The organism is Brevibacillus laterosporus DSM 25 (assembly GCF_002706795.1).
Taxonomy (GTDB): domain Bacteria; phylum Bacillota; class Bacilli; order Brevibacillales; family Brevibacillaceae; genus Brevibacillus_B; species Brevibacillus_B laterosporus.
Genome location: NZ_CP017705.1, coordinates 4,265,663 through 4,289,680 on the forward strand (window position 1 = coordinate 4,265,663; position 24,018 = coordinate 4,289,680).

The 24,018-nt window shown below is 42.0% G+C and carries 25 protein-coding genes; all 25 read left to right on the top strand.

The window, feature by feature from the left end; all coding sequences use genetic code 11:
* Positions 1 to 3: 3 nt before the first annotated feature.
* The 25 genes from BrL25_RS20445 (at position 4) to BrL25_RS20560 (ending at position 24,017) form a co-directional block, all read left to right on the top strand.
* Complete coding sequence (locus tag BrL25_RS20445) at positions 4 to 969, top strand: polyprenyl synthetase family protein (protein ID WP_018670108.1); 966 nt, start codon at positions 4 to 6, stop codon at positions 967 to 969.
* Between the two features lie 235 nt (positions 970 to 1,204).
* Complete coding sequence (gene ndk / locus BrL25_RS20450) at positions 1,205 to 1,648, top strand: nucleoside-diphosphate kinase (protein WP_018670107.1); 444 nt, start codon at positions 1,205 to 1,207, stop codon at positions 1,646 to 1,648.
* 117 nt (positions 1,649 to 1,765) lie between these two features.
* Positions 1,766 to 2,551, top strand: a complete 786-nt coding sequence (locus tag BrL25_RS20455; RefSeq protein ID WP_018670106.1) for a CheR family methyltransferase — start codon at positions 1,766 to 1,768, stop codon at positions 2,549 to 2,551.
* 81 nt (positions 2,552 to 2,632) lie between these two features.
* Positions 2,633 to 2,800: a hypothetical protein gene (locus BrL25_RS25290; RefSeq protein ID WP_018670105.1), complete on the top strand. Its 168-nt coding sequence runs from the start codon at positions 2,633 to 2,635 to the stop codon at positions 2,798 to 2,800.
* 121 nt (positions 2,801 to 2,921) lie between these two features.
* The gene (gene aroC, locus BrL25_RS20460; protein ID WP_018670104.1) at positions 2,922 to 4,085 is read left to right on the top strand and encodes a chorismate synthase; all 1,164 of its coding nucleotides are present in this window, start codon (positions 2,922 to 2,924) and stop codon (positions 4,083 to 4,085) included.
* On the top strand, positions 4,085 to 5,194 hold the full coding sequence (gene aroB, locus BrL25_RS20465; protein ID WP_018670103.1) for a 3-dehydroquinate synthase: 1,110 nt from the start codon (positions 4,085 to 4,087) through the stop codon (positions 5,192 to 5,194). The genes aroC and aroB overlap by 1 nt, the downstream gene beginning before the upstream one ends.
* Positions 5,191 to 5,562, top strand: coding sequence for a chorismate mutase (aroH, locus tag BrL25_RS20470; RefSeq protein WP_018670102.1), 372 nt, complete (start codon positions 5,191 to 5,193; stop codon positions 5,560 to 5,562). Before aroB ends, aroH begins: the two co-directional genes overlap by 4 nt.
* 269 nt (positions 5,563 to 5,831) lie before the next feature.
* Entirely contained in the window at positions 5,832 to 7,415 is a 1,584-nt protein-coding gene (gene trpE, locus BrL25_RS20475) for an anthranilate synthase component I (RefSeq protein ID WP_018670101.1), read from the top strand.
* Positions 7,409 to 8,434, top strand: coding sequence for an anthranilate phosphoribosyltransferase (gene trpD, locus BrL25_RS20480; protein WP_018670100.1), 1,026 nt, complete (start codon positions 7,409 to 7,411; stop codon positions 8,432 to 8,434). Before trpE ends, trpD begins: the two co-directional genes overlap by 7 nt.
* On the top strand, positions 8,424 to 9,245 hold the full coding sequence (trpC, locus tag BrL25_RS20485; protein WP_018670099.1) for an indole-3-glycerol phosphate synthase TrpC: 822 nt from the start codon (positions 8,424 to 8,426) through the stop codon (positions 9,243 to 9,245). The genes trpD and trpC overlap by 11 nt, the downstream gene beginning before the upstream one ends.
* On the top strand, positions 9,242 to 9,943 hold the full coding sequence (locus tag BrL25_RS20490) for a phosphoribosylanthranilate isomerase (RefSeq protein ID WP_018670098.1): 702 nt from the start codon (positions 9,242 to 9,244) through the stop codon (positions 9,941 to 9,943). The genes trpC and BrL25_RS20490 overlap by 4 nt, the downstream gene beginning before the upstream one ends.
* Positions 9,915 to 11,129: a tryptophan synthase subunit beta gene (gene trpB / locus BrL25_RS20495; protein WP_018670097.1), complete on the top strand. Its 1,215-nt coding sequence runs from the start codon at positions 9,915 to 9,917 to the stop codon at positions 11,127 to 11,129. Before BrL25_RS20490 ends, trpB begins: the two co-directional genes overlap by 29 nt.
* A gap of 1 nt (position 11,130) precedes the next feature.
* Complete coding sequence (trpA, locus tag BrL25_RS20500; RefSeq protein WP_018670096.1) at positions 11,131 to 11,949, top strand: tryptophan synthase subunit alpha; 819 nt, start codon at positions 11,131 to 11,133, stop codon at positions 11,947 to 11,949.
* A 29-nt stretch (positions 11,950 to 11,978) separates the two neighbouring features.
* Complete coding sequence (gene hisC / locus BrL25_RS20505; protein WP_018670095.1) at positions 11,979 to 13,076, top strand: histidinol-phosphate transaminase; 1,098 nt, start codon at positions 11,979 to 11,981, stop codon at positions 13,074 to 13,076.
* Between the two features lie 165 nt (positions 13,077 to 13,241).
* Positions 13,242 to 14,342: a prephenate dehydrogenase gene (locus BrL25_RS20510; protein ID WP_018670094.1), complete on the top strand. Its 1,101-nt coding sequence runs from the start codon at positions 13,242 to 13,244 to the stop codon at positions 14,340 to 14,342.
* A gap of 29 nt (positions 14,343 to 14,371) precedes the next feature.
* Positions 14,372 to 15,655 carry a 3-phosphoshikimate 1-carboxyvinyltransferase gene (gene aroA, locus BrL25_RS20515; protein ID WP_018670093.1) on the top strand — a complete coding sequence of 428 codons (1,284 nt, stop codon included), beginning with the start codon at positions 14,372 to 14,374 and terminating at the stop codon, positions 15,653 to 15,655.
* 218 nt (positions 15,656 to 15,873) lie between these two features.
* The gene (locus BrL25_RS20520; RefSeq protein ID WP_018670092.1) at positions 15,874 to 17,022 is read left to right on the top strand and encodes a LiaF transmembrane domain-containing protein; all 1,149 of its coding nucleotides are present in this window, start codon (positions 15,874 to 15,876) and stop codon (positions 17,020 to 17,022) included.
* Positions 17,023 to 17,373: 351 nt separating this feature from the next.
* A complete protein-coding gene (locus BrL25_RS20525) occupies positions 17,374 to 18,510 on the top strand; it encodes an amidohydrolase family protein (protein ID WP_018670090.1) in 1,137 nt (378 codons plus the stop codon).
* A 274-nt stretch (positions 18,511 to 18,784) separates the two neighbouring features.
* Positions 18,785 to 19,378: an RNA polymerase sigma factor gene (locus tag BrL25_RS20530; RefSeq protein WP_003338575.1), complete on the top strand. Its 594-nt coding sequence runs from the start codon at positions 18,785 to 18,787 to the stop codon at positions 19,376 to 19,378.
* Positions 19,375 to 20,025: an anti-sigma factor family protein gene (locus BrL25_RS20535; RefSeq protein WP_018670089.1), complete on the top strand. Its 651-nt coding sequence runs from the start codon at positions 19,375 to 19,377 to the stop codon at positions 20,023 to 20,025. Before BrL25_RS20530 ends, BrL25_RS20535 begins: the two co-directional genes overlap by 4 nt.
* Positions 20,026 to 20,101: 76 nt before the next feature.
* Positions 20,102 to 21,049: a tetratricopeptide repeat protein gene (locus BrL25_RS20540; RefSeq protein WP_018670088.1), complete on the top strand. Its 948-nt coding sequence runs from the start codon at positions 20,102 to 20,104 to the stop codon at positions 21,047 to 21,049.
* A gap of 267 nt (positions 21,050 to 21,316) precedes the next feature.
* Positions 21,317 to 22,432, top strand: coding sequence for a hypothetical protein (locus BrL25_RS20545; protein WP_018670087.1), 1,116 nt, complete (start codon positions 21,317 to 21,319; stop codon positions 22,430 to 22,432).
* 10 nt (positions 22,433 to 22,442) lie between these two features.
* Positions 22,443 to 22,649, top strand: a complete 207-nt coding sequence (locus BrL25_RS20550; RefSeq protein ID WP_018670086.1) for an IDEAL domain-containing protein — start codon at positions 22,443 to 22,445, stop codon at positions 22,647 to 22,649.
* A 76-nt stretch (positions 22,650 to 22,725) separates the two neighbouring features.
* Complete coding sequence (locus tag BrL25_RS20555) at positions 22,726 to 23,163, top strand: DUF2487 family protein (RefSeq protein WP_018670085.1); 438 nt, start codon at positions 22,726 to 22,728, stop codon at positions 23,161 to 23,163.
* A gap of 338 nt (positions 23,164 to 23,501) precedes the next feature.
* Entirely contained in the window at positions 23,502 to 24,017 is a 516-nt protein-coding gene (locus BrL25_RS20560; protein ID WP_018670084.1) for a QcrA and Rieske domain-containing protein, read from the top strand.
* Position 24,018: the final 1 nt, after the last annotated feature.

The following is a 24,018-nucleotide window of genomic DNA, read 5'->3' on the forward strand; positions in this document are numbered from 1 at the left end:
GAAATGAATCTGGTCGATATCTATATGCAAGTAAAAAGTGATGTAACATATATCGAACGAGAACTGGAACGGGCCATTAAACCAGAGTCTCGTGAACTCTACCAATCTTCTACCCATCTTCTAAAGGCAGGTGGAAAGCGAATCCGCCCTGTCTTTGTGTTGCTAGCGGGTAAATTTGGAGATTATAGTGTGCAAAATTTATCTCAAGTAGCTGTACCGCTTGAGCTTATTCATATGGCCACACTTGTTCACGACGATGTGGTGGATGATGCAAACAAACGTCGAGGCAAAGACACCGTACGTACGAAATGGGACAACCGGGTGGCGATGTATTCCGGGAACTACATACTAGCAAGGGCATTAAGTATTGTGACGCAATTATCTAATCCAGAGATTCATCAAATTCTCTCTAAAGCAATTGTGGAGATGTGTAAAGGGGAGATTGAGCAAGTCCGCGATTTAGGAAATTGGAATCAGGGATTGCGTAATTATTTGCGTCGGATCAAACGCAAAACCGCTCTTTTAATTGCAATTAGCTGTCAACTTGGTGCTGTTGCAACTAATGCTTCGGCAGATGTGGTGCGTCGTATGTATCATTTTGGCTATAATGTAGGAATGGCTTTTCAAATCACAGATGATATCTTAGATTTTACAGGAACAGAAAAACAACTAGGCAAGCCGGCAGGAAGTGACTTACGTCAAGGAAACGTCACTTTGCCAGCTCTTTTTAGTGCTTATCAGGGCAGTACAAAGGATATCTTTCAAGAGTGGATGCGTACGGGTGAAATCAACTCCCGTATTGAACAAGCAATTCCTCTGATCCATCAAGGAGAAGGGATTGCTTATTCACAAGCGTTGGCTGAACGCTACATCGATAGAGCTAAACAAGCATTAGCAGATTTGCCTGCATCACCGACAAAAAAATCATTGATGCAAATTGCTGATTATATTGGTGGACGTAAATTTTAGTAAAAAATGGATGAGAGAAGCCCCTTTCTTGTTGGAAAGGGGCTTTTTGTATAAGGGTAGATCTACATGGATTGAAAAGATGTATACCTCTTAACTATGTGAAAATAACAACTTTTCCATATCAACCAAATTTATTGAAGTTTCTGCAACTGAGCGGTTGCTTGTACGGCCTACTTCTGATAAAATTTTCGATGGTACAAATATTCTCTACATAGAGGTATGGAGGGGCATTCGAATGGAAAAAACTTTTATCATGGTAAAGCCAGACGGCGTACAACGTAATCTAGTAGGAGAGATCGTTGCACGTTTTGAGAAAAAAGGCTTTGCTTTGGTTGGCGCTAAACTAATGAATGTGTGCCGTGAAAAAGCGGAGGAGCATTATGCTGAACATAAAGAGCGTCCTTTCTTTGGTGAATTGGTAGATTTCATCACTTCCGGTCCAGTATTTGCAATGGTATGGGAAGGCGACAAGGTTATTAGTACTGCTCGTAACATGATGGGAAAAACAAACCCAGCTGATGCAGCACCTGGTACAATCCGTGGTGATTATGCAGTATCTGTAGGCATGAATATCATTCACGGTTCTGATTCTGCTGAAAGTGCAGAACGTGAAATTGGTCTTTGGTTCTCGAAGGATGAAATCGTTTCCGTAGAAAAAACGATCGCTCGTTGGATCTAATATGACAAATTTCGTAAAAAGGGCCTTCTTTTGAAGGTCTTTTTTTCGTATCGTAGCAGGATTTGGCGAATTGTGTAACGAATGGCTTGGAGTAAGGCAAAAGGGGGATTATACATAGTGGAGGATAAAGACTTCTTGCAATTTATTGCACTCATCAAAAAGAAAACAGGGATAGATCTAGCGCTATATAAAGAGGCACAAATGAAGCGCAGATTAACTTCGTTACGATTAAAGCGGGGGTTTAATAGCTTTGTCTCGTATTTTGAGGGCCTGAATAAAGATCAGGATTTATTTTACGAATTTTTGGATCGGATGACGATAAATGTTTCAGAGTTTTTCCGAAATCCAGGCAGATGGGAGACGCTCGAAAATAAAATTTTGCCAAGATTGTATGAGGAATCCCGCCGTTTGAAGCTGTGGAGTGCAGCGTGCTCTACAGGAGAAGAACCGTATACACTGTCACTTGTGTTAAAAAGAAAGCAATTACTGGCGTCCTCTAGCATTTTGGCTAGTGATATTGATGAGGGAGCGCTGGCAAAAGCGAAGCAGGGAATATATCTTGAGCGTTCCCTACAAGATTGCCCGAAAGATTTATTACAAAAATATTTTCATAAAGACCAGATCACCTATCGTCTGGATCAAGAAATCAAAAATGCCGTGCACTTTAAAAAGCATAATCTGCTAGCGGAGTCGTTTGATACAGGCTTTGATTTAATTATCTGCCGAAATGTCTTGATTTACTTTACAGAAGAAGCGAAACATGAGCTATATCAAAAGTTTAGTCGTGCCCTTCGCCCTGGTGGCGTATTGTTCGTAGGCAGTACAGAGCAAATTTTCCAACCACAGCAATATCAGTTTGAGGTAGAAGATACGTTTTTTTATAAAAAGGTTATAAAATCATAACGAAAGATGTATATCAATGATTTATTTATTGAACAATAGCTACTAGGAAGACAAACATTTCCAGATGGAGGCAACGAGTCAATGGATAAATCAAAGGTGATTGAAGCGTATCGACATGGGCTCATCAATTTGCAAGAGTGTGGACAAATTCTAGGAGCGGAAACTCGCCAGCTGGAAAACCTAGTGATGCAGAAGCGACTCTACTATCGTGAGCAGGCTGATCGACTGATAACAATCGATCATCTATAGAGATGGCAGAATGCTTCTCCTTATTGTGAGAAGCATTTTGTCTATTTTTGTTTTCATCTTAGGCTATGTATGATATTATATCGCTTAAAAGTGTTAAAGGATTTGACTGGAGGAGAGAAGAGTGAGATATATAACCGCAGGAGAGTCACACGGACCACAATTAACAGCAATTATTGAAGGAATTCCCAGCAATCTCCCCTTTTCATTTGACGAAATAAACAAACAATTACATCGTCGTCAAAAAGGTCATGGTCGAGGTCGCCGGATGCAGATCGAGAAAGATACTGTTCAGGTCGTATCTGGTGTTCGTCATGGTTACACAACGGGGGCTCCTGTTACGTTGATTGTTGAGAATAATGACTGGACCCACTGGCAAAAAATTATGAGTGCTGCACCTGTGCCAGAAGAGGATGAAGCACGTCGTCGTGTATCGCGTCCACGTCCTGGTCATGCTGACTTGAATGGGGCTATTAAATATCACCAGAGGGATATGAGAAATATCCTGGAGCGCTCTAGTGCGAGGGAAACAACAATGCGGGTAGCCGTAGGTGCTGTGGCACGTCAATTATTATCCCAATTTGGAATTCGTGTAGCTGGTCATGTTAAGAGAATCGGGCAGGTGGTGGCCGAAGAACGTGAAGTATCCTTAGATGAGCTAATGCAAATTACTGAGGATTCGCCTGTACGCTGCATTGACCCTGTTGCAGAGAAAAAAATGATGGAGCTTATTGATCGCGCTAAAGAAGAAGGCGATTCTTTAGGTGGAATTGTAGAAGTGATTGTGGAAGGTGTACCTATTGGTTTAGGTAGTTATGTGCAATGGGATCGCAAGCTGGATGCAAGATTAGCTCAAGCCATTATGAGTATTCAAGCGTTTAAGGGAGTAGAGATCGGAATTGGTTTTGAGGCGGCAGGCTTGCCGGGTTCCCAGGTACACGATGAGATTGAATGGACGGAAGGTAAAGGCTACAGTCGTAAAACGAATCGGGCAGGTGGTTTGGAGGGAAGTATGACCACTGGAATGCCAATCGTGGTGCGTGGAATAATGAAGCCTATCCCTACTTTATATAAACCGTTAATGAGTGTAGATATCGATACCAAAGAGCCATTTGCAGCCACTATTGAACGTTCAGATAGCTGTGCTGTACCAGCTGCAAGTGTAGTCGCTGAAGCGGTCGTCGCTTGGGAAATTGCTCGTGCAATGTGTGAGAAATTCCCGTCAGATGCTTTAGATGATATGGTGGCAAATGTAGAAGAATATCGAGCTTATACGGAGAGATTCTAATGGAAAAACGTACGTTAGTAGTTGACTTGAATGAAAGAGCGTATCCGATTCATATTGGGGCGGGTTTGTTGAGCCAGACACCTGCCCTATTGCAGGAGGCAAACATCAAAGCTACGCAAAAGTTATTCCTAATTACAGATGCTCATGTAGCGCAACATTATTTGAAGCCATTACAACTTGACTTAGAACAAGCGGGTTACCAGGTTTTTTCCCACATTGTTTTAGCTGGTGAAAAAGCGAAACAGTTTGCTGTCTATGAAGAGGTAATGACAGCTGCTATTGAGGCAGGACTTGATCGCAAATCTGTTGTGCTTGCGTTAGGCGGTGGAGTTGTAGGTGATTTGGCTGGCTTTGTAGCGGCTACATACATGCGTGGAATTGATTTTGTGCAAATTCCCACAAGCTTATTGGCTCATGATAGCTCGGTAGGTGGCAAGGTAGCGATTAATCATCGACTAGGTAAGAATTTAATTGGAGCTTTTCACCAACCCCTGATGGTAATTTACGATGTGGCCACTCTACAAACATTACCACCTAGAGAAATCTCGGCAGGTTTTGCGGAAGTGGTTAAGCATGGCCTGATCTCAGATAAAGGATTTGTGGGATGGCTGGAGGAGCATGCGGAAGGTCTGATGGAGCTGGATGCTGAACTGGTTAGTGAAGCAATCTATCGTGGCTGCACAGTAAAAGCGGCGGTGGTAGCCAAAGATGAGACTGAGCAAGATATTCGCATGACCTTAAATTTGGGTCATACCTTTGGCCATGCCTTTGAAGCGTTAACTGGTTATGGTCAGCTCAATCATGGTGAAGCAATCTCGATCGGGATGGTCTTAGCTGCCCGTTATGCAGAATCTATTGGAATGGCGCCAGAAGGTGTAACAGAGTGTACACAAAGAGTACTTGCAGCCTTTGGACTCCCAACTCAATGGCCAAAAGAATTACATCCAGAAGATGTTTTGAGGGCAATGCATCTGGATAAAAAGGGCGTAGCAGGTACACTTACACTTATTTTACCAACATCTATGGAGCATGTAGAGATTGTGCCTAGGGTAGAAGAAAAAGATGTACTACGGTTTATGAGCGAAGAGTGGGAGGAATCACAACAATGAGTAAGGTTAGAGGGGTCCGTGGTGCGACAACGGTCATCCTAAATGATAAAAGCGAAATTTTAGAGGCAACAGCAGAGCTTTTGCGTGAGATGGTGCAAAAAAATGAAATTGAAACCGACGATATAGCGAGCGTTATTATAACTATGACAGAGGATTTGGATGTTGTATTTCCCGCTCAGGCTGCCCGTGAATTTCTGAATTGGGAGCATGTTCCACTTATGTGTGCAAAAGAAATTCCTGTGGCGGGTAGTTTAAAGAACTGTATCCGTGTCATGCTACACATCAATACTGATAAGTCTCCACATGAAATTAAACATATTTTTCTTCGGGAAGCAGTTCGCTTACGTCCAGATTTAGTAAAAGAATAGTTGACAGTAGGGTCGTAGGTTTTGTAAAGTAAGAGCAAGTTTTACTAGTTAAGAATGAGAAGGTAGTCAAGAGCAAGTTAGCAGGTTAGTTGAGAGCTGAGTAGAGTTGAGAAGAGATAGGTTGTATGAGACGAGGAGAGCTGAGACTGGTTTCGTTATGCTAAAAACCAACACCCAGGACTCTTTCCTGGGTGTTTTTTGTCGTACACAATACCCCATCTCCTATATGACCATCCTCTTTCTATCTAAAGAAGAGAGGTGTGTTATCCATGTTAGAACCCACATTTCAAGAGGTGCAGCACTATGCATCTACACACAATTTTATTCCGATTCGTCTTACCCTTTTAGCTGATCAGGAAACGCCGATCAGTTTGTATCAAAAATGTACGGAAGAAGCAGCTTTCCTACTAGAAAGTGTGGAAGGAGGGGGACATTGGTCTAGGTACTCCTTTATAGGACTACGCCCCTTTTTGCGGTTAGAAGCTATTGATCAGAAGGTGACGCTTCTCAAAGAGTCGGGGGAGCGAGAGCAGTGTAACCGAAATCCCATGGAAGTGCTACGAGAACTATGTCAGCAGTATAGAGCACCTTCCATTCATGATTTTCCGCCGTTGACAGGTGGAGCAATCGGATATTTAGGATACAATACATTGCGCTATGTAGAGACGCAATTGCCTAAGCACCAGAACCACCCCCTCGATATCCCGGATATGCACGTCGTCTTTGTAGATGAAATGCTTGTTTATGATCATGTAAAGCAAGAGATTCAATGCATGGTTCATCTCAGGGTTTCTGAGGAGGACACAGAAGAATCGCTACAGATCAAGTATGCAAAGGCTGGAGCGCGTTTGGTTGCTCTACGTGATCACATCATGCATACAGCTATCCCGAGTGATTTAAGGCTACAGCAGCTAAACAAAATAAGTCAGATGGAGAATTTGGAGTCATCGAGCAAGCCAAGTCAGGTAGGCGAAGTAGCCAAGAAGCCAGTGACAAGCAGTTTGCAAAGTAACATGACTCTCTCAGAGTACGAGACGATGATCTCCAAAGCAAAAGAGTATATTGCGAGTGGTGATATCTTTCAGGTTGTTCTTTCTCAGCGTATGACGATGAAGACGGATGTGGACCCGTTTGCTGTTTATCGAATGCTGAGAACTACTAATCCTTCTCCTTACCTGTATTACCTACCATTGGGATCAGCGACTCTGGTCGGGGCATCACCGGAAGTTCTGGTAAAAGTTCAGAACAACAAGGTTGAAGTTCGTCCGATAGCTGGTACTCGCAAACGCGGAGCAACTAACGAGGAAGATTTGGCGTTAGAGCAAGAATTGTTGGCCGATCCTAAAGAATTGGCTGAACATCATATGTTAGTAGATTTGGCCCGAAATGATGTAGGGAGAGTTTCCAAGTACGGTACCGTAAAGGTGGAAAATCCCTTACATGTGGATCGTTACTCGCATGTGATGCATATTGTCTCAGATGTGTCCGGAGAAATGCGTGAAGATTTGGATTGTTTTGATGCTCTTCTGGCCGCTTTCCCTGCTGGCACCGTGTCTGGTGCTCCTAAATTGCGAGCGATGGAAATCATTGCAGAATTGGAGCGTGATGCCCGGCACACCTATGCAGGTTCCATTTGCTACTTTAGCTTTACAGGCAATTTGGATAGCTGCATCACGATTCGTACCCTGCTGTTTACACAGGATCAGGTGCATATACAAGCAGGGGGTGGCATCGTCGCTGATTCGGTAGCAGAGCTAGAATATCAAGAAGCGATGAATAAGGCAGCAGCCATGGTCAAAGCGCTAGAAAAAGCAGAGCAACTCTTTCAACCAAAGGGGGTAGCGTTATGCTAACGACCTCCTTGGATAAGATTAGCCGTAAGCAACACCTAGATCGTACGACAGCTCGATTAGCGATGGGTGAAATCATGGATGGAAAAGCAACACATGCCCAGATCGGTGCTTTTCTAGCGGCTCTAAGGGTAAAAGGTGAACAGGTTGAAGAATTGATCGGTTTTGCAGAAGCGATGCGTGAACGGGTCAAAACATTTCCGATTGCTAAACAGAATGTCATTGATACATGTGGCACTGGGGGAGATGGCGCTTCTACCTTTAATATTTCGACAGCCTCAGCCATTGTAGCGGCTAGTGGGGGTGTCATCGTCGCCAAACACGGAAATCGGGCTGTTTCTAGTAAGTGTGGTAGCGCTGATGTGTTAGAAGCACTAGGTATTCCGATTCAACTGACGCCTGAGCAAGCGGCCGAATGTTTGGAAGAAACCAATCTTTGTTTTTTATTCGCACCACTTTACCATGAAGCGATGCGCCATGCGGCTGTACCGAGAAAAGAGCTGGCGATTCGAACGGTCTTCAACTTACTAGGTCCATTAACGAATCCTGCTCGGGCTGATCGTCAGTTATTAGGTTTGTACGATCGTGAGCTGCTGGTCCCAATCGCCCAGACATTAAGTCAGTTAGGAGTAGCGAAAGCAATGGTCGTAGCTGGACTGGACGGTTTAGATGAATTAACGATTACGGGGGAAAGCGAGGTAGCTGAATTAAGAGATGGTGAGGTATCCGCGTATCGAATTGACCCAGAGCGTTTTGGATTGAAGCTCGGGACCTCCGCAGAGCTTGCAGGTGGTGACGCAGCAGAGAACGCACTAATCCTCGAGCAAATTTTTAAAGGAGAACGGGGTGCTAAACGAGATATTGTGCTACTCAATGCAGGTGCAATTCTGTATCTCACAGATAAAGTAAGTAGCTTGCAAAAGGGTGTCATCCGAGCGGCAGAATTAATCGACAATGGCAATGCAATGCGTAAGCTTGAACAACTACGTCAGGTAATGGGGAGGGTTCATCATGCTTCGTAAAATTGTTGAGCAAAAAAAAGTGGAGGTGGCTGCCCTTCGTCAAGAAACAACTCTTCAACAGATGCTTACGGAGATTCAAGCACTGCCAGGTACTCGTGGTTTTGTCAAAGCTCTAACCACAAGTCCCAGGAAGGTAAGTCTAATTGCTGAGGTAAAAAAGGCTTCTCCGTCAAAAGGCATCATTCGCGCTGATTTTGACCCTGCTGCTATTGCAAAGTCCTATCAGGAAGCAGGTGTAGATGCAATATCGGTTTTAACGGACGAAACATTTTTTCAAGGTGATTTGAAGTATCTACACATCATAAGAGAATTGGTTCTCCAGCCGCTGTTACGTAAAGATTTTACTATTGATGAATACCAGATTGTTCAAGCGAGAGCGAGTGGTGCGGATGCTATCTTATTGATTGCAGCCATTCTGGATCGTGAACAAATCAAGCACTTTTATCAAATGGCAGTAGAGGTTGGACTAGATGTTTTAATAGAAATTCATGACCACGCGGAATTAGAGCAGGTTTTGTCTGTAGTCGATCCCATGCTACTTGGCATTAATAATCGTGATTTGCGTTCCTTTACCACGAATCTAAACACATCAGTAGAGCTTTTAAAACTGATCCCTACAAAAATTCCTGTAGTAAGTGAGAGTGGTTTAGCGACAGCAGCAGATGTGAAGGCAGTTGGGACGGCAGGAGCACGCTCCATTTTAGTAGGTGAGCAGTTTATGCGTCAGCTGGACGTGGTTAGTGCCGTTCGTGACCTAATGCAAGATCAACAGATGAAACCGCAGATGATTTCACGAGGTGAAACGATATGACCGCTTTAAAAATTTGTGGGATTAAGGATTCGAATACATTGGTCTTGTTACAACAGCTAAGAGTGGAATATGCGGGCTTTGTTTTTGCTGAAAGTAAGCGTCAGGTAACAATACAGCAGGCAAGGACTTTGGTTGAAGAAGCTAGGAATATAGTGGACTCAAACCAAACAGAAAACAAGGCAAGGTCTTTTCCGCGACTAGTAGGTGTTTTTGTTAATCCGAGTTTATCTGAACTAGATCTTACTGTAAATCAGGTACTGTTGGATGTTATCCAATTGCATGGTCAAGAAACGCCAGAATTCTGCCAAATGGTACGAAAACGTTATGGCAAGCCTGTATGGAAAGCGATCGGAATAGGGGCAGAGGAAAACTCTCTATCAGAAAAGCTTGCCTCCTACCAAAATAGTGTGCAAGCCTACTTGTTTGACACGCATGACCAGAAACAAGCAGGAGGTACGGGGAAAAAATTTACGTGGACGCACATTCCCGATCTGCAACGAATGATATCTCCCTTGCCCGCAATCATTGCAGGTGGTATTTCAATAGAGAATGTAGAAACTTTACTTAACAAATATGCACCAGATTTAATTGATCTTTCCAGTGGGGTAGAGACAAATGGTGTGAAGGATGCTCACAAAATAACAAAATTAGTAGAAAGGGTGAAGCAGCATGGCACAAGCTACGAATGTACGAGATGAGTCTGTCCTGCAATCAGGTAGATTTGGTGAATATGGGGGCAGATTTGTTCCTGAAACCCTAATGAAAGCTTTAATCGAATTGGAGAAAAGCTTAGTGGAAGCGTTGGAGGATGAGTCCTTTCATGCAGAATTAAATCAGTTTCTTCGCTACTATTCAGGCAGACCGACTCCCTTTTATTATGCGCAACGTTTGAGTGAGCATCTGGGAGGGGCCAAAATTTACTTAAAACGAGAAGATTTAAATCACACTGGCGCTCACAAATTAAATAATGCCTTAGCGCAAGCGTTACTAGCTAAGCGAATGGGTAAGCAAGCAATTATCGCGGAAACAGGAGCCGGTCAGCATGGGGTAGCAAGTGCGACTGTAGCAGCACGTTTGGGACTTTCTTGCAAGGTTTTTATGGGCGCAGAGGATATTAAACGTCAGGAGTTAAATGTGTTTCGGATGAAGCTCTTAGGAGCAGAAGTCATTCCAGTATCATCAGGAACGGCTACTTTAAAGGATGCTACCAATGAAGCGATTCGCTATTGGGTGAGCAATGTAGAAGAAACTTACTATGTAATTGGTTCGGCGATGGGACCGCATCCGTATCCTTATATGGTTCGGGAGTTCCAAAAAATTATTGGAATAGAGACACGTGCACAATCCTTGGAACAGCTAGGGCGTTTACCTGATGAACTTATCGCATGCATTGGAGGAGGGAGCAATGCGATTGGCTTCTTCTATCCGTTTGTGAAAGATCAGGTGAGATTGACTGCAGTAGAAGCAGCCGGAGAGGGAGTGGAGACAGATAAGCATGCAGCAACATTGACGAAAGGGAGTCCAGGTGTCATTCATGGATCTCTTACGTATCTGTTGCAGGATGATGATGGACAGGTGAAGGAAGCTCACTCAATCTCAGCTGGACTTGATTACCCAGGTGTAGGTCCCGAACATTCTTATTTAAAAGATTGCGGCAGAGTGGAGTATGTGGCAATTACTGATCAGGAAGCTTTAGAAGCTTGCCAATTGCTCACTAAATTGGAAGGAATATTGCCTGCTTTGGAAAGCTCTCATGCCATAGCGGAAGTCGTAAAGCGTGCTCCACGAATGAGTTCGGATCAAATCATTGCTGTGTGCCTTTCTGGTCGAGGGGATAAAGACGTACACACATTACAAAACCATCTGAGCAAGGAGGAGAATTAACATGCAACATACGATGACAAGAATGGAAGAGCTGTTTGCTGATCGAACAATAAAACGATTTATTCCCTTCATTACTGTAGGAGATCCTTCTTTGGATGTAACATTTGATCTGGTACACAAGCTAATTGAAGCAGGAGCTGACATCATTGAACTTGGTGTGCCATATTCTGATCCTCTGGCGGATGGGCCGATTATTCAACGAGCTTCACAGCGAGCCTTGGCTCAGGGTGTGAAACTGAAGGATGCTATTTTACTGGGAGAAAGGTTACGTGCATCAGGGGTGAACATTCCACTGGTGATCTTTACATATTGTAATCCAGTCATACAATATGGTGTGGAGCGTTTCTTTGCTGATTTACAGGCTTTTGGACTTGATGGGGCCATTATCCCAGACTTACCATTTGAGGAGAGTACAGCGGCTCGTGTAGCGGCAAAGAAAAATGGGGTACATTTGATTCAATTGATTGCCCCAACATCAAAGGAACGAATCGCGATGATTGGCAAAGCAGCAGATGGATTTCTATATTGCGTATCCTCATTGGGGGTTACTGGAGTTCGAGACAATCTACCGCTCGAATTGGATGATTTAATAAAAAATGCTCGTGAAAATAGCAGTATCCCTGTAGCTGTTGGCTTTGGAATTTCATCCCCTGAACAAGTTCGGGCCGTAGCAGATTACGCTGATGCCGTGATTGTTGGAAGCGCAATTGTCAGAGAGGTTGAGAAAAATCTAGAAGCTCTCTCTAGTGAGGAAACGCGAAACAGTGGATTAGAACGTGTGAAAAAGTTTGTAAATTCCTTATCCAATGAGTTAAAATAACAGAAACAAAAAGCATGGGGTGAGGACAAGTGCTACCAAAAGAGCGAATTTTAAGTGTTCCGGTGTACAAACCAGGGAAACCTATCGAGGATGTAAAGCGTGAATTGGGCCTTACAGAAGTAATTAAATTAGCTTCTAATGAAAATCCATACGGTTATTCCCCTGTAGTAAAAGAAGCGATGCTAGCTGCAATGAATGATCTGGCTATCTATCCAGATGGTGCAAGTATGCAACTGCGATGGGAACTTGCAGAATTTTTAAACGTACAACCTGAGCAATTGATTTTCGGCAATGGTTCTGACGAAATTGTACTGATGATCTCCCGTGCTTATCTGGAGAAGGGCACAAATAGCGTTATGGCGACTCCGACATTTTCTCAATACAGATCAAATGTGACGGTAGAGGGTGCTGATTTACTTGAAATACCGCTAAAAGATGGCGTCCACGATTTAGAGGCGATGTTAGCTGCATTGAATGAACAGACTCGGGTGATATGGGTATGCAATCCCAACAATCCATCTGGAACAATGAATACATCAGATGAGTTACTTGCCTTTTTAGAAAAAGTACCAGCTAACGTGTTAGTTGTACTGGACGAAGCCTATTATGAATATGTAGTAGACGAGAATTATCCACAAACCATACCGCTCCTTGATAAATACAAAAATATCATTATTTTACGTACATTCTCTAAAATCTATGGATTAGCAGCCATGCGTATCGGGTATGGTATAGCTAATCCAGATGTCGTACAACATCTTAATCATGTGCGTGGGCCGTTTAATACAGGCTCTCTCTCTCAAATAGCAGCACGTGCAGCGATCTCGGATCAAGAATTCGTTAAACAATGTAGTCAAAAAAATCGTCAACAGATGAAGCGTATCACTGACAAATGTGATGAACTAGGTTTACACTATTTCCCTTCTCAAACGAACTTTGTTCTATTAGAAGTAAAGAGAGATTCTGACGAGGCTTTCCAATACTTGTTGCAAAAAGGAATTATCACTCGATCAGGCAATGCGCTCGGTCATCCCGGTTATCTGCGTGTTACGATTGGAGATAGCGAGCAAAACGATAAGCTGTTAGTAGCTTTGGAAAGTCTAGTGACAGAAGCTGCTAAAAAATAACCAAATAGAAAAATGATAAGGTAAAAATAGTAATATAAGTAGTGGAGTAGGCCGGTCAACACCGGCTTTTTCTACTATCTATATGTTCTACTTCGTTCTCATGCAAGATATGAGACAGGTAAAGGAGAAAATAATAGAGAGATTCTGTGGAGTGGAGCGGAGAATATGAATAGAACAATTGCCATTCTGGGAGTAGGATTAATAGGGGCTTCCATTGGACTTGCATTGCGTCAGAATCCTGTTAACAGAATTATCGGGTTTGACTTACATCAGGAACAACTGGACAAGGCGATCAACAAAGAAGTTATCCATTCAGGAAGCACGGACTTGCAACTTGCTGTGAAGGAAGCGGATATTATTTTTATTGCAGCTCCTGTAGAGCAAATCCATCATCTTATGCAATCACTAGCTCAATTGCGTTTAAAAGAAGGAACAATTATTACGGATGTAGGGAGCACAAAATATCAGGTAGTACAAAGTGCGTACATTTTACGTGAGAAAGGTGTTACTTTTATCGGGGGTCATCCCATGGCAGGGTCACATAAATCAGGGGTAGAAGCAGGAAATGAACGTTTATTTGAAAATGCTTTTTACGTGCTAACACCAGATGAAGAGACACCCTTTGAGCAAGTAGAGCTTTTACAGGAGGTACTAGAGCCACTGCGTGCTAAAGTCATTGTGTTACAGCCTGACGAACATGATGAAATCGTTGGAGCGATCAGTCACTTTCCTCATTTGATCGCTGCTCTATTAGTCAATCAAGTATCGAAATATAACACTCAAAAACCATGGTATCATCGATTAGCAGCAGGTGGATTTCGTGATATTACTCGTATTGCATCTAGTAATCCAAAACTCTGGAGAGATGTTTTACTAAGCAATAAAACATATCTGTTACAGATCGCTCGCGATTGGCAAGAGGATTTTACTGCGATTGTCCATGCTTTGGAACAGGATGATGCGAACGAGATTGAGTCCTTCTTTCAAGATGCGCGTGAATTCCGTGACTCTATACCGGAACGACGTCTAGGAGCTATTCCAGCTCTACACGATTTATATATCGATATTCCTGACCATCCAGGTGAGATTGGTAGAATTACCACTTTACTAGGAAGTAAGGAGATAAGTATTACTAACCTACAAATCAGGGAAACACGTGAGGACGAATATGGCGCGCTGCGGATCAGCTTCCGCAATGAAACAGAGCTGGCAAAAGGCATAGAACTCCTTCGTTATTTTGATTACAATGTGTATCGTAGAGATTAAAAGAGGTAGATTGAGAGAGGGGTATAGTCATGTTAACCATTCAACCAGCTAAGAGAATACAAGGGGAAACACAAGTACCTGGAGATAAGTCGATTTCGCATCGGGCTGTCATGTTTGGGGCACTTGCAGAGGGAACCACACGAATAAGTGGTTTTTTACAAGGAGCAGATTGCTTGAGTACGATTGAGTGTTTTTCGCGCATGGGTGTTTCAATAGAGCGAGAAGGTGATCACGTAACTGTACACGGAAAAGGCTGGTTTGGGTTACAAGAGCCGAATCAAAAGCTTGATGTAGGTAACTCTGGTACTACCATCCGTTTAATGAGTGGTATTTTAGCTACGCAACCATTTCATTGTGTAGTAGAAGGAGATGAATCTATTGCGAAACGTCCAATGCGACGAGTGATAGGTCCTTTACGTGAAATGGGTGCTAAGATAGATGGCCGAAAAAATGGCGAGTTCACCCCACTTTCTATACGTGGAGGGGATTTGAAAGGCATAACCTATGTTTCTCCAGTGGCTAGTGCCCAAATAAAGTCTGCTATTTTATTGGCTGGTTTGCAAGCAGATGGAACGACAATTGTAGAGGAACCAAGCGTATCGCGCGATCATACTGAACGTATGCTGCGTGCTTTTGGTGTAGAAGTAGGGCAATCTGGGAAGAGTGTCAGCGTGCAAGGTGGGCAAAAACTGATTGGTAGAGAGATTAGTGTACCAGGGGACATTTCTTCTGCGGCTTTCTTAATAGCAGCTGTTATGATGCTACCTGAAAGTGAGCTTTTGATTACAAACGTTGGGATTAATCCAACACGTACAGGAATTATTGATGTAGTTCGTGCTATGGGGGGGACTATCGAATTACGAAATGAACGAATAGTAAACGAGGAACCAGTAGCAGATATCTATGTAGCTTATACAAAACTACATGGTACTGTCATTGAAGGTGATCTTATTCCGCGTTTAATTGACGAAATTCCTGTTATTGCTGTTATGGCTACACAAGCGGTAGGTGAAACGATTATCCGTGACGCTGCAGAATTAAAGGTGAAGGAAACGGATCGAATCGCAACTGTGGTAAGCCAGCTAGGTAAGTTTGGTGCAAAGGTTCAACCTACTGACGATGGTATGATCATTACCGGAGAATGCGTCTTACACGGTACGGAAATCAACAGCATGGGTGATCATCGTATCGGTATGGCAATGGCTATTGCTGGATTGGCATCACAAGGTGAGACAATTGTTCGACAAGCAGAAGCAATCGATGTATCGTTCCCCGGTTTTGCTAATTTACTCGCATCCATTTGTCAGCGCTAAGTTTAGAGGATTGGATCAAACAACGCTTAGGTTCATAAGGGTCTAGTAGAGTAGCTTCTATCATCATTGGTAGAAGCTATTTCCTGTTTATATATACTCTTATCCAAAACAACCGAGGGTCTTAGTCCAAGATACGTCCAAGGACTGAGCCGATATCAAATGTGATATGCTACAATTAGCTCAACGTATAAACGGATGTAGTGAGAGAGGAGAAGTTCATGCGTCAGCCAGAAGAAAAACAATCAACTTTAAATCCCCAACGCTCGCGTTACAAGCGGATCGGTCCTTGGCAATTAGCCATTACTGTTTTAGCGATAGGGATTGGCATTTTAGTAGATCAACTTTTTTATACGAACTTTTTAGCAACCGTCTTAAAGTTTTGGCCGTTGCTACTTATTATCATTGGAGTTGAATTAATTTTACGCCAATTATTTCAAACATCTGAAAATAGCCCAGGCTGGAAATTAGATGCTAGTAGCTTGATTTTAATGGTTGTGATTCTTATGGGGGCAAACGTTTACCAAGCTTTTTCTAATGGAAACATCATGGAGCTAGTAACGAATCGTCTTTACAAGGGGCCTGTGCAATTTGTTACAGTCATGGAAAACGATTTGGAAGTAGCTGGTATGCAAGCGCTTCGGATTACAAATGATTTTGGCAAAGTTATGGTAGAAGGTTCTTCAGATGGTCGTTTTCATATCCGTGTTGATGGAAATGTTAAAGCTGATTCCAAGGAAGAGGCAGAACAAAGAGCGAAAGATATAGAAGTAAGTATAGAACAAGGCCAAGAAACCAGTATAGAGATCAGGGATAACTACAATAAGGCCCGTGATTTAACATTGTATGTGATGATCCCAGAAAATACAGAGATTACCTCTGATGTAAAAGCAGGTCTAACAGACATTAAAAAGGTAAGAAAAGCAGATATAAAATCAGATGCAGGCAAGGTTACGGTTTCTGACATTACAGAACAACTAAAAGTTAGTTCTAATGCGGGTGCTATTGAAGCGACAAACATTACGAATGCAACTCTTCGTTCAAATGTAGGAATGATTACTGTCAACGGATCGGTACAAGGAACATTGGATGTAGGTAATGATGCAGGTAAAATTAATGTTTCAAGTAATGTAGTTCTTAATGGACCTTGGCAGCTACATTCTGATCTAGGGGCTGTTATGGTACATATACCAAAAACGAGCCAGGTGACGTTAACAGCGAGTACCAAATTGGGGAGTATCTCTGGCAATGAGTTACAAGTTGAACGTAACGGGGCAAGTGTCAAGGCGATGAAAACCTTGGGGGATGGTACCTTTCCTATCCAAATATCAACTGATCTAGGAAGTATCAACTTTGATACTACGCTTTAAAGGAAAATCCCAGCAATGGAAAGAGGTCCTGCAAGTCAGGCTCTCCTTGCTGGGGTTCTATTTTGGAATAGAAAATGTATTTTTCGAAAATATACTCACGATAAAAATAGTTTGACAAGTTACTAAATATGGGTATAATTAGAAGTACAGTATGGTTTCTCTCCACTCCTATCCAAATATATAGCACAAGTGTGCTACCGTTGGTTGAATGCGCTTTCATTCGATCAACGGCTTTTTTGTTTTTGAAACCAATTGTTTGAAACCTAGAATTTTGGGAATAATCAAGAAAATCGCTCATATGTTGGTAGTAAAGATATTCTTGATGACGAAAAGATTAAGAGGGGGACGAGCATGGATGAAGTTCTCACGATAATTCGTAATGCGTCGGTTGTCACACAGCATGCGGTGAAACAAGCGGATATTTGGATTCAAAAAGGTAAAATTGTACGCACACATCCGGATACATTATGCAGAAAGTGGAGTAGTGGACAAGCTATAGTAGAAATTGATGCTTCCGAATATTATATTTTGCCAGGATTTTTACAGGTATTGAGAACTAATTCATTGAGTTATCGGCCTACCCATTCATATGTTCAAGAGATCCAAATGTTAGTTGAACAGGGAATCACAACATTTATTGATACCATTAAAATAGGTAATTGGATGGATGAGTCACAATGCATGTATCAGCTATCACCCCATTACAATAGCCCCCTTGATTATGCTGTTCGAATAGAAATAATGGCTGCTGAATGCCAGTATGATAGGATTCGTCAATTGATAAAACAAGGATTTCGGATCATCCAAATTATGGTATGCACATTAGAAGAAGTGCACCGAATTAACTGGAATAGCCTGTATCCGCTTCTTTTGCAGGGACGAGTGTCACTGCATTTGCACATTCTAGGTGAAACCATTTCCCGAGAAGATCGTCAGACTATCATAGAAGCATGGTTGCAATATTGCCATTATGGAAAGATTCGCACCTGCATAAATGAAAATCAAACAAAAGACGTAATAAAAGAAGCGATTTCTTTTTATCATCTCCAGCCGGTTGGGAAACTTGAAGAGAAACAGAAAGAGTATGGATGGCTATTGAGGCACCTGAAAAATTGGTATTTGCACCATTCGCTATTTGCTTCTATAAAGGAGTTAACTGTTCCATCACAACTATGGGCGCGTGGGGAAGCAGAGCGAATCCTGTCCTTAACGGTACGACTAGCTTCCACGAACGTTGCAAAGCTGGCGGGATGCTATCCTATTAAAGGAAGTTTGTTGCCAGGTGCAGATGCTGACTTATTGTTCCTAAAAAAAGACAAATGGTTGACAAATCATTCTATTTCCACTATGCTCATTCTTAGCGAAGTATGTAATCCTGTGAGAGTTATGTCGAAAGGCGTCTTTATTTATCAGAATGGTACCCATCATTCGACAATTGGTGCAGGAAGACATCTGAGGCCGTTACGGCCGTATAACTACGCGATGTAACCCCGTCATGGGGTTTTTTCATACTGTTCCACACTATGATAAAAAAGTGTAGTCCCCTGTTTTTCTTCTTAGTTACTCTACGTAGGCTACTTTTGCATATGAAAATGGTGAGTTGTAGAACTCATTCCTTCAAGGGCTATGCTGTGTCTGAAGGTAGGTTCTTTATCGCTGAAAAAGTTTATGCCTTTTCCGCAACTTTTGGTGATCTGCGTGGTCTAATTTAGTGCATGGGTCACTGGGGAGTTTGGAATCGCTTAGGAGGTAAACCTAGTCAATGACCGATTCCCAGTTAATTCGCGAAATAAAAGAGGGCAATATTGAGAGTTATGCCGAGCTGATACGTCGGTATGAAAGGAAGATCTTGACCTTTGTTGCTCATATGCTGCGTCAAGCGCATTTGGAGCATATAGCAGAAGACATTTGTCAAGAAACCTTTTATAAAGCGTATAAAAGCCTTCATTCTTTCCGAGATGTGGAAGCTACATTTTCAACATGGTTGTATACCATTGCTCGTAATACAGTATTGAGTGAGCTACGTAAAAGTCGTAACGCTGACGTTTATTTGGAAGACAGTGTCCAGGTTCCGAGCATTTCCTTCGAACGGCTCCCTGAGCAACAATTGTTGCAAACAGAGCGTGAAGACCTGGTGAGACAAGCGATTAATAATCTTCCTGAAAAACAGCGATCGGCGCTTATTTTACGTGAGTACGAGCAACTGGATTACAATGAAATTGCCAAAATCCTCGATCTTACGGTTAGTTCGGTTAAATCTCTTTTATTTCGGGCTAGACAAAGCATTAAATTACAATTGGAATCTTATTTTATCGATTCACAATTGGAAGAAGCCGAAGGGATGAGTAAGCGATGAGGTGCGATGAGGCACAAGAAATGTTACATGACTATGCACAGGGTGATTTGCCAGAGTTATCGGAGCGTAGGCTTCAGAATCATCTGGCCTGTTGTGATTCCTGTCATTCAAAATATGATGTACTGCTAGACAGTGACAATTTCATACAAATGCATAAAGATGACTACATAGCTAATCCACCTGCCACTTCGATTGTAGATGCTGTCATGGCGCGCATTTTATCGGAAGAGAAATGGGCCATTCCTATTGGGAAAAAGGTGTTTACTTTAACCGTGCGTATGCGACGCATTGGACTTAGTGTGGCAATGGTACTTTTAATGATTTGTTCTTTCACTCTTTATCATAATTCAGACGACAATTTAAATTCATTTATACCTTATACTGCAAAAGCAGAAGCACTTTCCTCAGATAACGTTAAATCTGAAGTAAGTACAGCGTCTGAAACAGATCAAGATGTAGCGGTTCAAACAATTGATTCTGGCGGTGAAACAGCTGCTCCTTTATTAAAACAACAAAAAGAGATGCGTGTTAATGTGATCACCTCTGATATGGAACCGTCGTCAAATAAGCCGAATTATAGTGTCATTTTAAGCTTTTTTGGAATTTTAATTACGGTTTTGACAATGAGTTGGTTTACAAGAGCCTAAAATCATATAAAATATAGGATGAGGACCGTCAATTTGACGGTCTTTTATCGCTTAGTATAGAAATGGGGTGTTTCGCATGCCGAAAAAATGGCTGCGTATCATTGAGGAAGCTGTTAATAAAATTGAAAATGATGAAATGGAACTTGGACTGCAAGTTTTACATAAAATAGGTGAACACGGCAAGGAAATTCCAGAAGTAATGTTCTGTTTGGCAGATGTCTGGTACGGGCTTGGACACAATCAGGAAGCAATTAAGATCATTCAAGACTTGCTAGCAAATCCCACTATACCAAAAGAGATGGGTCAAGAAGCCAAGATTATGGCTGCGGAGATTGCTTTAGACGAAGCAGATTACGATGCTGCCCACGAATATCTGTATGCTCTTAAAGAAGATGGCTATGATGAGATTCAATTGTATCTACTACTGGCTGATTTGTATGCTATGCAGGATTTAGAAGAAGTTGCTGTTAAATATTTGAAAGTAGCTCATGAACGTGATCCAGATAATGAAGAATTACGAGCTGCTTTAAGTGAAATGCACATGAAAACAGGTGAAGTACAGGAAGCGATAAACCTGTTGGATGAGATTTCTGAAACCACATTCCATGCGCTTGTATTAAAAGCACGCACATTTGCACAGCAGGGTCAATTTGAAGAAGCCTATCAGCTATATACAAAGGCAATACAGTACGAGCAATTACCAGAAGTTGTATATGGCTGTGCGTTGATGTCTTTTTATACCGACAAATGGGAAGAAGCGGAGCAATATATTCAGTTATTGATAGCAATTGACGAAGAATATGTGACTGCATATCCGCTTCATAGTGATATTTTGCTATCCCAAGGAAAGACAGAAGCAGCCATTGACGCACTGAAAAAGTATGTAGACCTATCTGGTTTTGATGTAGAACATATCCGACGCTTAACAGCTCTTTTAATGCAAGCTGGTCGCTATGAAGAATCGAAAGAATATCAGAAGTTACTTGAGCAATGGGATTTACAAGAAGAGACAAGCGAAGAATAAAAAAAGCAGTTTTATTTTGAAAGTACGTAAGATAAATGTCTGCTTTAAGCAGTAGTCCTCCATTTCTTATGCCATTTTATATAAAAAAGCACAGCGAAAGCTTGTGCTTTTTTTATTTGTAGTACACCCTCCAAAAGGTTATTTGCTTTCGAGTAATTATTTCATGTGTATCCCAAGTTTTCTTACCAAAATTGTTTCAACAGGTTTAAGCCTAGAATGAACTGGGCAACAATGGAAGTAAATCTGCAAAGTAAGAAGGGATGCGCAATGAAATTAGCTGAAGTACTCGTTTACGCTGATATTAACCAATTACATCAGATTGCGAGACATTATGGTTATCAGTGCGATCCGCATTCGAAAAACGAGTTGGTCACTACTTTAATGACCGGGCTGCGACATCAAAAGACAATACGAACGGAACTAGAGCAGCTTTCTTCGGCTGATCTGCACTTCCTGTTGCTGTTATTTCTGGATAAACGCGAGCGTTTTACACTCGAAGATTTATTGGCAAAAGCAGCAATTGCACAAGTGGAGGAGTGTGAGGAAAAGAAGGAAGAGGCACGTAAAAAAGTAGCGTTTTCCTTGAAAAGAGGATGGATTTTTCCAGCGAAGGGCAGGTTGCAAGGACAGTTCGAAATCCCTGTTGATATTCGAGAGCTGTATGTACAAACATGGATACGGTACTTGCCTGGAGTAAATGTCCAGAGTGAGGTGCCTAGCGCTTATCGTGATGAAGGAACGGCTTTATTAGATGATATGCTGATTCTGCTCCGTTTCTTGCAAAATGAGCCTGTTCCTCTTACTCAGGATGGAGGCATGTATCGGCGCTATCAGGTGCAGCTATTTAATTTTTTAAGCGTAAAAGAGGAACCGCTTGCCCCACAGAAATGGCGTTTTGGATATGGATTGCATTTTGACCTATATCCAGATCGATTCTCGCTTCTTTACGATTTTTGTTACCATAAAGGATGGATTGCTGAGGATGGAAAGCAAGTTTATATCACTTCAAGTGGTTTAGAGCTACTCCAACAAGGAATTAGCCCGCTTACTCACCATGAATGCATCCGTTTTTGGTTTCGTTTATATAAACGAGCGATTCCTAATCTCCCCTTGTTGGTCCAGTTGATAGCAATGTTGACTTCTAATCAATGGTATTCTTCACAACAGCTATCCGATTTGCTACTTCCTTGGATGAAGCCTTTCTATTATGACAAACGAGAGGAAATCCTATCCAACCGCATCTTAAAGATGATGGTCCATGTTGGATTACTTAAGGTAGGACAATCGAAGGCAGGCGAGTGGGTTTATGAAAGAACGGACGTTTGCGAGGTTTGGCTGCGAGATTATAACGGTTTTGTCGATACCACCATATTAATGAAATGAGGGACTAGTCATGGAACAGTCCAAGTACTTGGGCAATGGTTTTATGTCGGGATTGCTATCGGAGATCATGATTGATCAGCAGGTGCGACAATTTCGCAAGCGCACACTATATAAAGAGATAGATGAAGCATTGGCTGTAAAAAATAAGGAAAAGTTTTTGATGCTGACAAATGAATTGAAAGAATTACTAACATATGAGATAACTGAAACAGGTTAAAAATGAGGAGCTCGCTTGTCAGCGGGCGTTTTTCCTCGTTTTGGCTTAATAGAACGGGGAGAGGGCGGTACGCACTATGCAATGGAATGTAGAAGAACTGCAAGGATTTGAGGCAGTTAGACCTTATTATGATTCAGCAATTTTGCCGCATTACATATTTGACAAGAAGCTATCAATCGCTACAAATGCTGCACGTATGGGATACCTCTCTAGCCTAGCTATGGCTGTGGAACAACGCTTAAAGGGAAGAGTCGTGTTGTTTCCCCTCATGTATCAAATTAAAGAGGATACAACAGGACCCAATGAGATTCAATTACCAAATGAATTCGGTTACAATTTTATTTTACGTTTTTCTGGAATTGATGTTCATATACCAGTATACCCAGATTCAGACACACATGTAGAATTCCTAACGATCAGTGATGAAGATTTGGAGTCAGAGATTCGTTTTCAAATTACAAGTGATGTTTTATACCAAGAGATTTTGCAAATTTGGCAAAATCATAAAAAATAGACCAGCTTATCAAAATGTTAGAAAGGGAACTTGCTTTTATTCAGACATGAAAGATTTGGGTGAGTAATCCCTTTCTTTCCAATAACAGGGTAGAAAAGAGACTGAAACGCAAGGGTTTTTGGATAATTATCCCTTTTTGACCCTGATTTGTGTGAATTGTGTTGAATTTTTGACAAAATCTTAACATTATCAGTATTTTCGCAAAGCAATGGTTACTCTAAAGAGTCATATTATTGACATTACTTGAGGGGTTAGCTATTATTGGTCTTGACCTAGTGTTTCCTATATGCATGTAGTCGAAATCTGAAAGAAATCTAACAGGATAAGGAGGGAAATAGATGAGCAAAAAAGAAATTTCCAGACGTACGTTTCTAAACTATGCACTCATGGGAACTGGTGGTTTCTTGGCTGCAGGTATGATCACACCGATGATCCGCTTTGCCATTGATCCTGTGCTGAAAACTTCGGCTGCTGGAGATAAAGTTGCGGTTGGAAATGTAAGCGATTTTGGGCCGGAACCAAAGAACGTGAACTTTTCTCTTCATACCAAAGACGGTTGGTATGAGTCGGAAACGCCAATGTCTGCCTGGATTCGTAAACTGGAAGATGGCAAGCTTTTGGCATTGTCCCCTATCTGTAAGCACTTGGGCTGTACCGTGAGCTGGAATTCTAGTGAAGATTTTAAAAACGAGTACTTTTGCCCATGTCACTTTGGTAGGTATGCAATTAATGGAGAGCACATTCTGAATACTCCGCCAACTAAATCGCTCGATGAGTACGAAGTAGAAATTAAAGATGGTAAAGTTTACTTAGGTAAAATTGTACCAAATCCACGTCCAGGGGTGAGCGGATAAA

Coding starts and splice junctions, on each gene's coding strand:
- BrL25_RS20445 (WP_018670108.1), top strand. CDS start 4: ATGAATCTGGTCGATATCTATATGCAAGTAAAAAGTGATGTAACATAT.
- ndk (WP_018670107.1), top strand. CDS start 1,205: ATGGAAAAAACTTTTATCATGGTAAAGCCAGACGGCGTACAACGTAAT.
- BrL25_RS25290 (WP_018670105.1), top strand. CDS start 2,633: ATGGATAAATCAAAGGTGATTGAAGCGTATCGACATGGGCTCATCAAT.
- aroB (WP_018670103.1), top strand. CDS start 4,085: ATGGAAAAACGTACGTTAGTAGTTGACTTGAATGAAAGAGCGTATCCG.
- aroH (WP_018670102.1), top strand. CDS start 5,191: ATGAGTAAGGTTAGAGGGGTCCGTGGTGCGACAACGGTCATCCTAAAT.
- trpE (WP_018670101.1), top strand. CDS start 5,832: ATGTTAGAACCCACATTTCAAGAGGTGCAGCACTATGCATCTACACAC.
- trpD (WP_018670100.1), top strand. CDS start 7,409: ATGCTAACGACCTCCTTGGATAAGATTAGCCGTAAGCAACACCTAGAT.
- trpC (WP_018670099.1), top strand. CDS start 8,424: ATGCTTCGTAAAATTGTTGAGCAAAAAAAAGTGGAGGTGGCTGCCCTT.
- BrL25_RS20490 (WP_018670098.1), top strand. CDS start 9,242: ATGACCGCTTTAAAAATTTGTGGGATTAAGGATTCGAATACATTGGTC.
- trpB (WP_018670097.1), top strand. CDS start 9,915: ATGGCACAAGCTACGAATGTACGAGATGAGTCTGTCCTGCAATCAGGT.
- trpA (WP_018670096.1), top strand. CDS start 11,131: ATGCAACATACGATGACAAGAATGGAAGAGCTGTTTGCTGATCGAACA.
- BrL25_RS20510 (WP_018670094.1), top strand. CDS start 13,242: ATGAATAGAACAATTGCCATTCTGGGAGTAGGATTAATAGGGGCTTCC.
- aroA (WP_018670093.1), top strand. CDS start 14,372: ATGTTAACCATTCAACCAGCTAAGAGAATACAAGGGGAAACACAAGTA.
- BrL25_RS20520 (WP_018670092.1), top strand. CDS start 15,874: ATGCGTCAGCCAGAAGAAAAACAATCAACTTTAAATCCCCAACGCTCG.
- BrL25_RS20525 (WP_018670090.1), top strand. CDS start 17,374: ATGGATGAAGTTCTCACGATAATTCGTAATGCGTCGGTTGTCACACAG.
- BrL25_RS20530 (WP_003338575.1), top strand. CDS start 18,785: ATGACCGATTCCCAGTTAATTCGCGAAATAAAAGAGGGCAATATTGAG.
- BrL25_RS20535 (WP_018670089.1), top strand. CDS start 19,375: ATGAGGTGCGATGAGGCACAAGAAATGTTACATGACTATGCACAGGGT.
- BrL25_RS20540 (WP_018670088.1), top strand. CDS start 20,102: ATGCCGAAAAAATGGCTGCGTATCATTGAGGAAGCTGTTAATAAAATT.
- BrL25_RS20545 (WP_018670087.1), top strand. CDS start 21,317: ATGAAATTAGCTGAAGTACTCGTTTACGCTGATATTAACCAATTACAT.
- BrL25_RS20550 (WP_018670086.1), top strand. CDS start 22,443: ATGGAACAGTCCAAGTACTTGGGCAATGGTTTTATGTCGGGATTGCTA.
- BrL25_RS20555 (WP_018670085.1), top strand. CDS start 22,726: ATGCAATGGAATGTAGAAGAACTGCAAGGATTTGAGGCAGTTAGACCT.
- BrL25_RS20560 (WP_018670084.1), top strand. CDS start 23,502: ATGAGCAAAAAAGAAATTTCCAGACGTACGTTTCTAAACTATGCACTC.